Below are 12982 nucleotides of genomic sequence, written 5' to 3' on the forward strand. Positions count from 1 at the left end.
ATATTAGTATGATTTATTGCCGGTTCTTGTAGCAGATTGCGCGGCGCGGGCAAGCGCTGCCTGGAAAAGCTGGTCCCGTTTGCCGAACGGCAAACAAACGGCAGCGGCCCCATTCTCTCCGGCCCTCCCGTGCCCTAGCTTCTACAATCCATGATGCCAATCAACACGGTCAGCAAACGCGACACGAGTGGCAACAGGCAGCACGAGGAGAGACCATGCACCAGCACATCCGCCAAGCGAGCCGCGACGAGCTCGATGCCATCATCGATTGGGCGGCGCGCGAAGGCTGGAACCCGGGGCTCGACGATGCGGCGGCTTTCTGGGCGGCGGACCCGGAAGGGTACTGGGTCGCAGAGCGCGAGGACAGGCTGGCAGCCTCCATCTCATTGGTGCGCTATGACGAGGCCTACGCTTTTCTCGGTTTCTACATAACGGCCCCGGAGTTTCGCCGGCAGGGCATCGGCTGGCAGATGTGGCAGCGAGCCCTGACGGCGGCCGGGCAGCGCGTCGTCGGTCTCGATGGCGTCGTTGCCGAACAGGAGAATTATTGCCGCTCCGGCTTCGTTCTCGCCCACGCAAACATCCGATATGGCGGCATCGTCGACGTGGTCGAGCCTCCAGGCACGGAGCTGATCGAGGTCGCGCCGGTCCACACGCCGATGCTGATCGACTACGACCGCCGCTTCATGCCGGCCCGGCGCGACGCCTTTCTCACCGAATGGCTGAGACCTGGCCGGACGCGTCGAAGCATCGTGCTGTTTCGGGACGGTGCGGTTTCCGGCTATGGCACGCTACGATCCTGCCGTCAGGGCTACAAGATCGGTCCGCTCTTTTCCGAAAGCGAGACGGTGGCCGACCTGGTGTTTCGAAAGCTGGCCGCGACGGTGAAAGGCGAGGAGGTCTATCTCGACATTCCCGAGCCGAACGCCTCGGCACGGGCGCTTTGTGAGCGCTACAACATGAAACCGGTTTTCGAAACGGCGCGGATGTATCGAGGTACCGCACCGGATCTGCCACTTGCCCGGATCTACGGCATCACCACCTTCGAACTCGGCTGACCGGCGATCACATGCCGCAAGAGCCAGTCCTAACGCGCTGGATCAACTGGCCATCGCCTCTTCGTATTCGGAAGAGAGCTCGAGCCATTGTTCCTCGGCATGCGCAAGTTTCTCAACCGCGTCCGAGCGTTCCTTGGCCTTCTGCGCGGCTTTTGCCGGCGTCTTTTCATAGAGCGCAGGATTGGCGAGTTCGGCGTCGAGCGCTTGAATCACTTTCTCCAGCTTTGCCGTCAGCGATTCGATTTCGTTGATCTTTTTCCTCAACGGGGCGAGCGAGGCGCGTTTGTCCGCATTGGCCTTGCGCTGGTCCGCCTTCGACAGCGAATCGTCCGCGCCGACTGACTTGGACTTGTCTTCCTTCGCCTTCGGACCACCCACGATCAGGCTTCGATAGTCTTCGAGGTCGCCATCGTAGCTTGTCACCGTTCCGTCCCGCACCAGCCACAGCCGGTCGGCGGTCGCCTCGATCAGGTGGCGGTCGTGCGAGATCAGGATCACCGCACCGGAATAGTCGTTGAGCGCCGTGATCAGCGCATTTCGGCTGTCGATATCTAGATGGTTGGTCGGCTCGTCGAGGATCAGGAGGTTGGGTGCGTCGAAGGCGGCAAGCCCCATCAGCAGGCGTGCCTTTTCGCCGCCCGACAGGTCCTTGGCGGGCGTTTCCATCTTCTCGGTCGCCAGGCCCATCTGCGCCACACGGGCGCGCACCTTTGCTTCCGGCGCTTCCGGCATGCGGCGGCGTACGTGCTCCACCGCGCTCTGGGTCGGGATCAGGTCGTCCAGCTGGTGCTGCGCGAAGAAGCCGACCTTGAGGTTCGGGGCGATCTTCAGTTCGCCGGATTCAGGTGCAAGCCGGCCGGAAATGAACTTGGCGAAGGTCGACTTGCCGTTGCCGTTCGAGCCGAGCAGGGCGATGCGATCGTCGGTGTCGATCCTGAGGTTCAGGCGCTTGAGGATCGGCTTGCCCGGCTCGTATCCGACGGTGCCGCCGGTGACGGCGATGATCGGCGAAGCGGCTTCCTTTTCCGGGTCGGGGAAGGAGAAGCCCTGGACGTGATCCTCGATCACGGCGGCAATCGTGCCCATGCGCTCCAGCGCCTTGACGCGGCTCTGTGCCTGACGGGCCTTGGTGGCTTTCGCCTTGAAGCGGTCGATAAAGCTTTGAAGGTGCTTTCGCGCCGCGTCGTTCTTGGCCTTCGCCTTCATCTGCAGCTCGTCGGCTTCCGCCTTCTGCCGCTCGAACTGGTCGTAGGGACCACGATAGTAGGTGAGTTTCTTCTGGTCGAGATGCACGATGGCGTTGACAGCCGTATTCAACAGGTCGCGGTCGTGGCTGATGATGATGACCGTGTGCGGATAGCGGCGAATGTAATCCTCGAGCCAGAGCGTGCCTTCAAGGTCGAGATAGTTGGTCGGCTCGTCGAGCAGCAAGAGGTCCGGCTCGGAGAAGAGCACGCCGGCCAGCGCCACGCGCATCCGCCAGCCGCCTGAGAAGGAGGAGGCGGGGCGCTGCTGCGCCTCATGGTCGAAGCCGAGGCCGGAGAGAATGCTCGCGGCACGCGCTTCCGCCGAGTGTGCGCCGATGTCGGCCAGCCGTGTCTGGATTTCGGCGATGCGATGTGGATCCGTCGCGGTCTCCGCTTCGGCGACGAGCGCCGTGCGTTCCTTGTCCGCCTTGAGCACGATCTCGATCAGCGGCTCCTCGGTGCCCGGCGCTTCCTGGGCCACCTGGCCGATGCGCGCGTTCTTCGGCAGCGCTATCGTGCCGGCCTCTGACGCGAACTCACCGTTGATAATGCGGAAGAGTGTCGATTTGCCGGCGCCGTTTCGCCCCACAAGCCCGGCCTTCGTGCCTGCAGGCAGCGTCACGGATGCGTTTTCGATGAGGAGACGGCCCGCGATGCGGGCGGAAAGGCCGGAAATCTGGATCATTGCGGCCTTTTGCCCGGAGTCAGGGCGGAAGGCAAGAGCTGTCCGGCGGCTGCCGTTTCGAGCCTGCGTCTTGAGGTGGGGTTCGCAGTTTTCAAGGGGCCATTGTTATCAATTCATGAACAACGCGTTCCGACAATCGATACTACACATCCTCATCGTGAGGGACCATCTGTTTAATCGAAGGGCAGCGAAAGGCTCTTCCGACCGCCTCGATCGACTGAACGCCATCGGCAAGGCCACCGCGTTCCAGGAAAGACCGATCCGGCCAAACGTAGTTTTGACAAAACCCTCGTTCAATCGAACGAGCCTCCCAGGAGTAAAGACGATGAAAACCACTGTTCACACCGCACTCGCCGCAGCCCTCGTTGCAACTGCCGTCATCGGTGGCGCCTCCGCTGCCTTTGCCGGTGGCAGTTACTACGAAGGCATCAGCCCGACCCGGCTGTTTACCGAACGCGCGCCCCAGGCCGTCGGTAGCTCCACCTTGAACATCCGCGGTTCGGAAGCCGGCTATATCGACCGTACGGCCACCGGCTCGGTCTACAACTACGACGCCAAGCCGCGGGTCGCTCAGGGCGGCGAAGGCGAATACTACCAGGGCATCTCCCGCTAAGGCGCACTCTGCCGCCGGTCATGGGGCCTCCGGCCCTATGACGCTCAATCCCCATCAAGGAACAGACCCATGACCAAGTCCATCGCAACGCTTCTCGTTGCAGCAGCGACGCTCGCCGGCGCATCCGCGGCCTTTGCCGGCGGCAGCTACTATGAAGGTGTCAGCCCGGCGCCGCTGTTTACCGGTCGCGCTGCCGCTTCTGCCGGTACCGGCGTGTCCGCAAGCACGGCAGAAAGCGGTGATTACTACGCCGGCATCGAGAACAAGTCGGTTGATGCCGCCGCGACCGGTGCGATTGCCAACGGCCACGCGAAGGCCTTCGGTAAAGCCAGCCAGGACAGCCAATAACAAACGCCCAACGGACGACCAGATAACCCGGTCCCGCCAAGCGGGGCCGGGTTATCTCGTTTTGGCGTTGCCAATGAGGTGATTTGCCATGACAGAAAAAATTCAGGTCGCGGAACGGCTCTTCGAACTCTATCACCGCGTCCATCGCCTGGTGAACGCGTCGATGAGTGAAGAAGGCGTGTCGCTCGCGCGCAGCAAGTTCCTGTTCTACCTCAGTGAACTCGGCCCTTGCCGCTGTGCCGACATCGCTTCGGCGCTCAGCTTTGCCCCGCGAACGGTGACCGAGGCGATCGACGGACTGGAGCGGGACGGCATGGTTGTGCGCGAGCCGGACCCCGAGGATCGACGGGCGAAGATCATTTCGATTACCGATCTCGGCCGGACCGGTCTGGAGGCGGCGCTCCAGCCCCGCCGCCAGATGATCGAAGAGCTTTTCTCGGCGCTTGATGATGCGGAGCGCACTGATCTCTATCGCCTTCTCGGTCTGCTCGGTGACAAGGCTTGCGAAATCGGTGCGAGCCGGATGATCGGCCATGAGCGGCAAGCAGAGGCCGCATAGGCAAAGACGCACGCGGCCAAGGCATGTTACGCAAAACCGACCGCTTGAAGCACAACAAGCGAGGTCTCGAGATTGTGACGTGCCTCAGGCAGCGTGCGGCGAATAGGTCCTGGGCCGCCTGCCGCCAAGCTCCGCCGAATAGACGAGAACACCCGATCGCGAGCCAGAGCGCGCCGCTGAAAGTGCCAGTTCCGCCTGTTGCATGAAATCAGTCGGCGTTGCCAGCGGCTGGGCCACTGCGATCCCGGCCGCGAGCGAAAGCGTTTCGGCGGTGAAGGCACGGCCGGGCAGGGCGATGCGCAACGCTCCCACCGATTGCCGAATGCGTTGCGCAATCGCTTGGGCATTCTCCTCTGTGACATCGCTGCAGAGGAACGCAAACTCCTGGCCGCCGACGCGCGCAACGAAGTCGCTCTTCTTGATCGACTTGCGAAACAGCGTCGAAAGCTTGCCGAGCGCCTTTTCCGCGGTGGCGGCGCCGTGCTGCTCGGCGAGACCGCGGAGCCCTTCGACAGAGGCCACGATCAGGGCAACCGGCTCTTTTTCGTCTTCGGATTCAAGCAGTGTTTTCAAGCGTGCGTTCAGCGCCTGGCGATTGGGCAGGCCGGTGACGGGGTCTCGGGTCAGCGGCTTGCGGCTTTCTGCGAACGCGCCTTCCAGCACCGCAAACCGCTCGGCACTTGATTGCAAGGCCGTCAGAAACGCCTGTTCCTCATTCATCAGCAAGCCGGCCGCATCCCGCAGCCGCGCGGCGTCATCGGCAAATTCCGTAAGGCCCGCAACCGGATCGCAGGCGAGGCGGTCCTTGAAGCGGTCAAGCTGACTTCTGAAGGCATGTCGTTGCGCAAGGCTGTGCCTCAGCTGCAGAGCAAGGTCGCTGAGCTCTTCCTGCGCCGTTGCCCTTGCTCTGTCGGCAGCAAGCGCTCCATGGGCTATGAGGTGATGCTTGAGCCCGAGTTCGTCAAGGGCGTCCTGCTTCGGTGTGGCGCCGAGCGCTGCAAGGTCGCGCGAAAGCTGCGGCAACCGGCCGGACAAGGCTTCATAGACAAGCTCATAATTGCGCGGCAGCGCCGCGATGCCAAGCTGAGACATGGACTGCGCCACCTTCAGAATGATGGCGGTGCTTTTCGTCTGAGTTCGGCTGGTGTTCGCGGCGGCTTGCCTGGTCATTCCGTGGTCGTCCTCGATGCCTCTATCGGATCTGCAGGCACTATGGGCTGGGCGCATTTAAGGGAGTCTGAAGACAGCGCAGCATTGGCCGAATCCGCGCGGTATGGTTGCCGAAATCCCACCGAAGGCAGGGCTGACGCAACCGATCGGAGCAGGGGTGCTGAAACTTGCTATTTTCGTTCATGTTTATAGTTGACGGAGACAGTCAGCAATTATATGCCGCCTTGCTAAATCGGGCGGGAGGCTCGAATGCAGAGTGGCGGTTCGACAATGCCCCCTTCGTTCATGGCGGATCTGGCGAGATGGGGCGAGCGTGCCGCTCTGGTCCTTCCCGGCCAGCGGCTCGTGAGCTACCGCGAACTGCATGAGAGGGTTGAGCGTCAGGCTGCGTTGTTTCCGCGCATCCGCTCGCTGGTAACGCTTGAATCTGAGCTTTCCGAACACCCGATCATTGCCTATCTGGCGGCGCTCAGGGCCGGACATGTGGTTGCCATGCAGGCACCGCGCGGTGCCGGTGCTGCAGCCTGGGCCGACATGTTCGAGCCGGACTGCGCCTATCGCCGCATCGACGGCCGCTGGCGAACGGAACATCTTTGCGGCAGCGATGAGCCCCTTCATCCGGATCTCAGCGTCCTGCTGTCGACCTCGGGCAGTACAGGTTGCTGCAAGGCGGTGCGGCTCTCCACCGCCAATATTGCGGCCAATGCCCGCTCGATCGCCGAATATCTCGACCTTGCTGCAGATGATCGAGGCTGCCTGATCCTGCCGCTGCACTACTCCTACGGCCTCTCCGTGCTGAATGCCCATCTGAGCGTCGGCGCCAGCCTCTACATTCCCAACGGCTCGATCCTTGACCGGGGGTTCCTCGACGGTCTTGCCGCCAGCGGCTGTACCAATCTTTCCGGCGTGCCTTATTCCTATGAACTTCTGGAAAAGGTCGGGTTTCGTGATCGTGCGTTCCCGCGATTGCGCTTCATGACGGTTGCCGGCGGACGTATGGCGCCCGAGCGCGTCCGTGCCTACGACGAGCATCTTCGCGCCCAGGGCGCCAGCCTGTTCGTCATGTACGGGCAGACGGAAGCGACGGCCCGCATCGCCTATGTGCCTCCGTCTCGACTTGCGGGCAACGAAGACCGGATCGGCATCGCCATTCCCGCAGGCGCCCTGTCGATCGAGGATGAAGAGGGGCGACCGATTACCGGTGCAGGTGTCTCAGGCGAACTCGTCTATCGCGGCCCCAATGTGATGATGGGTTATGCCTCGTCGCGCCAGGACCTGACCCGCGGCGCTGACGTCACGGAACTGCATACGGGCGACCTGGCGGTTCGCGAGGCAGATGGTCTTTTCCGTATCGTTGGGCGCATGAAACGCATGTCGAAGATTGCCGGCCTGCGCATCGGCCACGATGCCCTCGAGCAGGCTCTGGAGCGGCGCGGCATCGTGGCGGCGATCGTCGGCGATGACGAAGGGCTGCATGCATTTTTCCAGAGCGAGGGCAAACCCGAGGATGTGCGACGCCTTCTCGTCGCGGCGAGCGGCCTGACACTAGCCCATATCAGGGCCACGCATGTGCCGGATATCCCGAGATTGCCGTCTGGCAAGGTCGACTACACCGCATTGAACCTGGCCGCAAAGCAGGCGGTCGCGGCAGGCGACGGTGATCGCCAAGGCATCGAGAGCCTGTTCCGGCAGGTGTTCTATCCCGCGAGAGTGAAGTCTGAGGACAGTTTCCTCTCGCTTGGCGGGGATTCGCTACGTTTCGTGCAGCTCTCGATCGGTCTCGAAAAAGCGCTCGGCCAAGCGCCGGAAATGTGGGAGGCCATGCCGATCGCAACGCTCGCCGCGCTGGAAAGGCGAGAGACGGCCACCACGCGGATTGGAATGGATCTTATCATCCGCGCCTTGGCGATTTTGCTCGTCGTTGTTCATCACGAGACCCTGTGGCCGTTGCCCGGCGGGTCGGCTGCCATGGTCATCCTTGCCGGCTTCAGCCTTGCCCGGTTTCAGATGGGACCGCTTCTGGCCGGTGACGGCCTTGCCATTCTGCGGCCGCTCGTACAGATTCTTGTGCCCTATTATCTCATCGTCGGCGTCTATGCTGCCGTTTGGGGTGAGGTTCCCTGGGCGTCCGTTTTTCTCGTCGGGAATTTCGGATTTGCCGATCCAGAGACCCGAGGGATGGTGCCCTACCTTTACTGGTTCATCGAAGCCTATTGCCAGATGATGCTGGTCTTCGTGGCGCTGTTTGCAATCCCGCGCTTGCGGCGGATTGCAGCTTTGCAACCCTTTGCGGCGGGCATGCTTTTGCTCGGTGTGGCGCTGGCCGCCCGGCTGGCATTGCCGCTCTTGTGGCCAATCGGCAACCGCCAGATCTTTACCCTGCCATGGATCTTCTATCTCGCGGTAATCGGGTGGTGCGCGGCGATCGCCGAAACGCATCTGCAGCGACTGCTGCTGGTGTCGGCGGGGACGGGTGCGTTCCTGTTCTTTGGTCTCTACGAAGGTGTGTGGATTGGTACGAAGATCAAATACCTGCTGTTGATCGCCGTGCTCGTCGCGTTGGTCTATGCGCCCCGCGTCAACGTGCCGCGCTGGGCCGCACAGCTTGTGCTGCCGCTATCGGCTGCCGGTTTCCATATCTACATCCTGCATCGTTTCGTGCCGGAACTGTTGCTGGCGCCGCTGCAGGGACAGCTTCCGACAGTCCTGTTCTCCACGATGTCGATCGCAGGCGGCATCGCGCTTGGCCTTGCCGCATGGCTGCTGCAAGGCCGGCTGCTCAAGACGGCTGCGAGCGGGAGCCTGCCGCTCGAACGTCTGCGGCCGCTCGCGCTGGGAGCCGCGTTATCCCGCCCACTTCTCGCCTTCGGCCCGCAGAAAGAACGCGAGATCCAGCACAACTGACGGGCGGCCGAGTGCCGTCAGCGTCGCATGCACCTGGCCGCGATGGTGAGCCTGGTGGTTGAAGACATGGGCAAGCGTCGGTCCGAGCGTTTGCGTGATGCTGACGGGATTGCTCAGGGGCGTGTAGGTGAACTTGGCCACGAGCCGCGCCTCATCCAGCCCGTCGATCCAGGCGATCATGCGTGCATCCTCCCGCTCGCGCGCACTGGCAAGCTCGGCGAAGTCGTCATGGAGTGTTGCGTCCAGCACGGTCGGGGCGTCGCCTTCGCCGGTGAAACGCTTCATCCAGATCCGGTCGGCGGCGAGGATATGATTGAGCGTCGCAATTACCGAACCGAAGAAGGCGCCTGTGCTCTGCCGCAGCTCGCTGTCGGACAGTTCTGCCGCCGCCGCGTAGAGCCGACCGTTGGCCCAGTTGTTGTAGTCGGCGAACATGCGAAAATGATCGAGCATCTGTTTCTCCTTTTCAGTGGCAAGGCTAACGCAGATCCGCATTCCTGTGGCGAATGCCACCCATGAAATTTAATGATTTGATCGTGCGGCCTGACTGGCATCCAATGGAACGAGCCAATTCATTCTCGCCGGGAGATCACGTGAGCAGGAAGCTTTATTCTCTTTGCGGTACCGACAGGGCACGTCCCTTCTCGCCACACGTGTGGAAGACCAAGCTTTCGCTTGCGCACAAGGGGCTCGAGTTCGATGTCGTCCCGGTCGGATTCACCGAGATCCCGAAGGTGGAGGAGGGGGCCACCAGGCTCGTACCGCTCCTGCGCGACGGCGATCGGCTGGTGCAGGACAGTTTTTCGATTGCCGTCTATCTCGAGGAGAATTACCCGGATCGGCCATCGCTGTTTGGCGGGTCGGGTGGCGTCGCCATGGCTCGCTTCGTCGAGGGCTGGTCGCAGACCACGCTGCATCCGGCGATCGCCCGCATCATCATCACGGATATTCACGACAGCCTCGACCCCGTCGACCGGGTCTATTTCCGTGAAAGCCGCGAGGTGCGGTTCGGCACATCGCTTGAAGCCGTGGCTGAGACCGGGAGGGCTGCCCTTGCAACCTTCGCCGAAAAGCTTGAGCCGCTGCGCCATATGCTGAAGTTTCAGCCCTATTTCGGTGGCGAGCTCCCGCTGTTTGCCGACTACATCGTCTTTGGTGCCCTGCAGTGGGCGCGCATCGTTTCGCCGCAACGGCTGCTTTCGCCGGGCGATCCGGTCACCGACTGGTTCGAGCGATGCCTCGACCTGCATGACGGCATCGGACGCTCTGTGACAGCGGCGTGAAACCCTGAGCGCTGCCTGCGAATCGTGAGCGAACCCCCTTGTTTTGCGCGGGATTGGCGGCTAATGAACCGCCACTTCTCAAGAAAACAAGGGAATTGAGCCAATGGCGATTGAACGTACCTTTTCGATGATCAAGCCGGACGCAACGAAGCGTAACCTGACCGGCGCCATCACCAAGATGCTCGAAGACGCCGGCCTGCGCGTCGTTGCTTCCAAGCGCGTCTGGATGAGCCGCCGCGAAGCCGAAGGCTTCTACGCCGTTCACAAGGAACGTCCGTTCTTCGGCGAACTCGTCGAGTCCATGTCCTCGGGCCCGACCATCGTTCAGGTTCTCGAAGGCGAAAACGCCATCGCCAAGAACCGCGAAATCATGGGCGCCACCAACCCGGCAAACGCTGACGAAGGCACGATCCGTAAGGTTCACGCTCTTTCGATCGGCGAAAACTCGGTTCACGGTTCGGACGCTCCGGCAACGGCTGCTGAAGAAATCGCATACTGGTTCTCCGGCACCGAAATCGTCGGCTGAATCAGGATCTGCATTTCCGGCCGTAACGGCTTGAATTGATTTGATGGAACCGGAGCGGAAACGCTCCGGTTTTTTCATGTCGGACACTTCGCGGTTTCAAAATGCGCCGGCGCCTTGCCGTCCCTGAATACGGCGGGGTTCTTGTCATAGGCCGGTCCGTCGACCAGCGCTTTCGCCGGCAGCATGTCCTGATCGATGTCGGAGGTGACGGTGGTCTCCAGTGTCTGCAGCGCCTGGCCGGCCGGCCCCTTGACCTCGATCGTAACCGCATAGGGCTTTTCCTTCTTCACGCAGGTGATATCGGGGCTTTCGAGCACCACTTTTTCCAGCTTCGGAAACAACTTGCGTGTCAGGGTCAATGGCTCGCCACCTGCCGGGTTCTCGAAGGTTGCCACGACGATGCTACCCTCTGGCACGGGTTCGAGTTTGCTCAGCGTGATCATATAGGTCGCATAGGCAAGTCGGTAGTTGAAGACGAACATCTTGCCCGTCAGCTTCAACGGATCCGGGCCGGTCTCCCGTTGGCAGCCCGCCATCAGTAGCAGCGCCATCATCGCGGCAAGTATTGCGATCGTCCTCGTCATTCCTGTGCCTCCTCCTTGCTGCGGTGATAGTGGCGCCTCGCCTTGCTGCGATTGCCGCAGACCGCCATGTCGCACCAGGTCCTGCTACGGTTGCGGCTTCTGTCCAGAAACAGCCAACCGCAATTGGGGCAGATCTTCAGGCGGTCGGGCTCGGGATTGGCGGCGAGGCTGAGGGCCGAGTGGGCCGTTGCCGTGTCAAGCGCAATTGCCGTTTCGCCGTTGCCGCTACCACGCAGTATCGAGGCGATTGCCTCTAGCAGGTCGGCCATCAAATCAGGCCGCTGCTTGGCTCCCACCTGCGCGCGAAAATGCCGGTCCGTCGCCTCGCGCAACGTCAGCAGTCTTGCACGGTTGCGTTCGGCCACAGGCAGAAGCGCGCCAAAGCGCGTGCTTTCGGCGCAGAATCGATTGGCCGCGGCAGGGAAGGCGTCGAGCGCCGGGGCGTCGGCAAAACGATCGATGCGCCTCGCCGGATCAAAGCGCAGGATGACGGAATTGGCGACATCCAGCGCCAGCGCGCCGCCGGCAAATCGGTGTGCTGTCCAGGTGAAGGTCATCGGTGATTCCTAACTAGTAAAAGTCATTTTACCAGTTATATTGATGTTGTCACGTTCCGGATGCGCCATGCTCTATTTCCTGCAGCAGATCGCCAATGCCGTTCCGATCGCCGCGCTCTATGCCGCGCTGGCCTTCGGCTATGCCATTGCCTTTGCCGTGACCCGAAGGGCCGATCTCACCTATGGGGCTCTCTTTGCTTTTTCCGGCCAGATGTTCGTGCTGTTTGCCGATTTCGGTTGGAATCAGCTGTGGCTGGTGCTGCCGGCGGCGCTTGGCATCGGTGCTGCCGCCGGTCTGACGCTTGGCGTCGGGGCAGGGCTCGTCGCAGGTCGCTATGTGATGCGGCCGCTGGCGTTCTCCTCCGCCAACACGGTCGTCGTTGCCTCGCTCGGCTGTCTGCTGGTGCTGATGGAGATCGCGCGGCTGGCGTCGGACACCAAGAGCCTTTGGCTGCCGCCATTTCTGAACGGCAACATCGACTTCTGGTCGGATCCGAAATTTCCGGTGACGCTGACGCTGATCCAGTTGCTCAACACGCTGCTGATGGTGGCGCTGGTCGGTGCCGGCCACTGGTTTCTGGCGCATAGCCGCGCCGGCCGCTCCTGGCGGGCGGTGTCGGAGGATCGTGATGCCGCCGCCCTTTGTGGCATCGATGCCGCCCGCGTCTACATCGCCGCCTATGGCGCCGCATCATTGATTGCGGCATGCTGTGGTATCCTGGCCGCGTCCTATTACGGCAACATGGATTTCGGCACCGGTCTCACCTTCGGCGTCAAGGTGCTTTTCATCGCGGCAATCGGCGGCCAGACCTCGCCGCTTTATGCAGCCCTCGGTGCCGCGGCGATTGGCCTGCTCGAAACGATGTGGGGCGCCTACGGCCCGATTCTCTGGCGGGATTTTGCGATCTTCGGCTTCCTCGTCGTCGTGCTGGCCGTGACACGGCAGGAGAAAGCCATCCCGTGATCTCCTGAGGTGCTGAGCCTCAGCGCTTCCAGCGGTCGCGGGCTGTGTCGTCCGCATCCTTGGCGCTGACCCAACCGCCGCTCGTGCCATCGGCCAGATGTTCCTTCTTCCAGAAGGGGGCCGAGGTCTTGAGGAAGTCCATGATGAAATTGGCGCCGTCGAAGGCGGCCTGGCGGTGTGGCGAGGCGGTGACCACGAGTACGATGTTTTCACCGGGATTGATCCGGCCGTAGCGATGGATCGCCGTTGCCGCCTGCAGCCCGAAGCGTTCGATCGCCAGTTCACAGATGCGGGTGATTTCCGCCTCCGCCATCCCTGGATAGTGTTCGAGCTCGAGAGCGGCAAGCGTGCCGGCTTCGTCGCGGCAGAGGCCCGAAAACGTCACGACCGCCCCGATCTCAGGGCGGTCGAAAGAAAGACGGGAAACCTCGGCCGACAGGTCGAAGTCCTCGCGCTGAACGCGCACGGTGATGGGCGCGCCCAT

General features: G+C 62.2%; 14 protein-coding genes. 8 read left to right on the forward strand and 6 right to left on the reverse strand.

Going from position 1 to position 12982, the window contains the following annotated elements; genetic code table 11:
* Positions 1-215: 215 nt before the first annotated feature.
* On the forward strand, positions 216-1058 hold the full coding sequence (locus HT585_RS05770; protein ID WP_176351990.1) for a GNAT family N-acetyltransferase: 843 nt from the start codon (positions 216-218) through the stop codon (positions 1056-1058).
* 42 nt (positions 1059-1100) lie between these two features.
* Here HT585_RS05770 and abc-f read toward each other — a convergent pair whose 3' ends face one another.
* Positions 1101-2990 carry a ribosomal protection-like ABC-F family protein gene (abc-f, locus tag HT585_RS05775; RefSeq protein WP_176351991.1) on the reverse strand — a complete coding sequence of 630 codons (1890 nt, stop codon included), beginning with the start codon at positions 2988-2990 and terminating at the stop codon, positions 1101-1103.
* A 325-nt stretch (positions 2991-3315) separates the two neighbouring features.
* On the opposite strand from abc-f, the gene HT585_RS05780 reads away from it, so the two are divergent.
* The 3 genes from HT585_RS05780 to HT585_RS05790 all read left to right on the forward strand — a co-directional run bounded on the left by HT585_RS05780 (position 3316) and on the right by HT585_RS05790 (position 4510).
* A complete protein-coding gene (locus tag HT585_RS05780; protein WP_176351992.1) occupies positions 3316-3603 on the forward strand; it encodes a hypothetical protein in 288 nt (95 codons plus the stop codon).
* Between the two features lie 69 nt (positions 3604-3672).
* Positions 3673-3951, forward strand: coding sequence for a hypothetical protein (locus tag HT585_RS05785; RefSeq protein ID WP_176351993.1), 279 nt, complete (start codon positions 3673-3675; stop codon positions 3949-3951).
* An 88-nt stretch (positions 3952-4039) separates the two neighbouring features.
* Positions 4040-4510 (forward strand): MarR family winged helix-turn-helix transcriptional regulator, encoded by a 471-nt coding sequence (locus tag HT585_RS05790; RefSeq protein ID WP_176351994.1) that lies wholly within the window; start codon positions 4040-4042, stop codon positions 4508-4510.
* A gap of 84 nt (positions 4511-4594) precedes the next feature.
* On the opposite strand, the gene HT585_RS05795 is transcribed toward HT585_RS05790, so the two are convergent.
* A complete protein-coding gene (locus HT585_RS05795) occupies positions 4595-5680 on the reverse strand; it encodes a GGDEF domain-containing protein (RefSeq protein WP_176351995.1) in 1086 nt (361 codons plus the stop codon).
* 249 nt (positions 5681-5929) lie between these two features.
* On the opposite strand from HT585_RS05795, the gene HT585_RS05800 reads away from it, so the two are divergent.
* A complete protein-coding gene (locus HT585_RS05800) occupies positions 5930-8584 on the forward strand; it encodes an AMP-binding protein (RefSeq protein WP_176351996.1) in 2655 nt (884 codons plus the stop codon).
* On the opposite strand, the gene HT585_RS05805 is transcribed toward HT585_RS05800, so the two are convergent.
* The gene (locus tag HT585_RS05805; protein WP_176351997.1) at positions 8525-9037 is read right to left on the reverse strand and encodes a DinB family protein; all 513 of its coding nucleotides are present in this window, start codon (positions 9035-9037) and stop codon (positions 8525-8527) included. The two genes, HT585_RS05800 and HT585_RS05805, sit on opposite strands and share 60 nt — an antisense overlap.
* Before the next feature lie 140 nt (positions 9038-9177).
* On the opposite strand from HT585_RS05805, the gene HT585_RS05810 reads away from it, so the two are divergent.
* Together HT585_RS05810 and ndk are read left to right on the forward strand one after the other, a co-directional pair.
* Complete coding sequence (locus tag HT585_RS05810; RefSeq protein ID WP_176351998.1) at positions 9178-9867, forward strand: glutathione S-transferase N-terminal domain-containing protein; 690 nt, start codon at positions 9178-9180, stop codon at positions 9865-9867.
* 103 nt (positions 9868-9970) lie between these two features.
* Entirely contained in the window at positions 9971-10393 is a 423-nt protein-coding gene (ndk, locus tag HT585_RS05815; protein WP_025426476.1) for a nucleoside-diphosphate kinase, read from the forward strand.
* A 74-nt stretch (positions 10394-10467) separates the two neighbouring features.
* Here ndk and HT585_RS05820 read toward each other — a convergent pair whose 3' ends face one another.
* Positions 10468-10977, reverse strand: a complete 510-nt coding sequence (locus HT585_RS05820; RefSeq protein ID WP_176351999.1) for a hypothetical protein — start codon at positions 10975-10977, stop codon at positions 10468-10470.
* Entirely contained in the window at positions 10974-11534 is a 561-nt protein-coding gene (locus tag HT585_RS05825; RefSeq protein WP_176352000.1) for a CGNR zinc finger domain-containing protein, read from the reverse strand. The genes HT585_RS05820 and HT585_RS05825 overlap by 4 nt, the downstream gene beginning before the upstream one ends.
* 67 nt (positions 11535-11601) lie before the next feature.
* Between HT585_RS05825 and HT585_RS05830 the strand changes: the two genes are divergently transcribed.
* Positions 11602-12498: a branched-chain amino acid ABC transporter permease gene (locus HT585_RS05830; protein WP_176352001.1), complete on the forward strand. Its 897-nt coding sequence runs from the start codon at positions 11602-11604 to the stop codon at positions 12496-12498.
* A 19-nt stretch (positions 12499-12517) separates the two neighbouring features.
* On the opposite strand, the gene HT585_RS05835 is transcribed toward HT585_RS05830, so the two are convergent.
* Complete coding sequence (locus tag HT585_RS05835) at positions 12518-12982, reverse strand: molybdenum cofactor biosynthesis protein MoaE (RefSeq protein WP_176352002.1); 465 nt, start codon at positions 12980-12982, stop codon at positions 12518-12520.

The organism is Ensifer oleiphilus (assembly GCF_013371465.1).
Classification (GTDB): Bacteria; Pseudomonadota; Alphaproteobacteria; order Rhizobiales; family Rhizobiaceae; genus Ensifer; species Ensifer oleiphilus.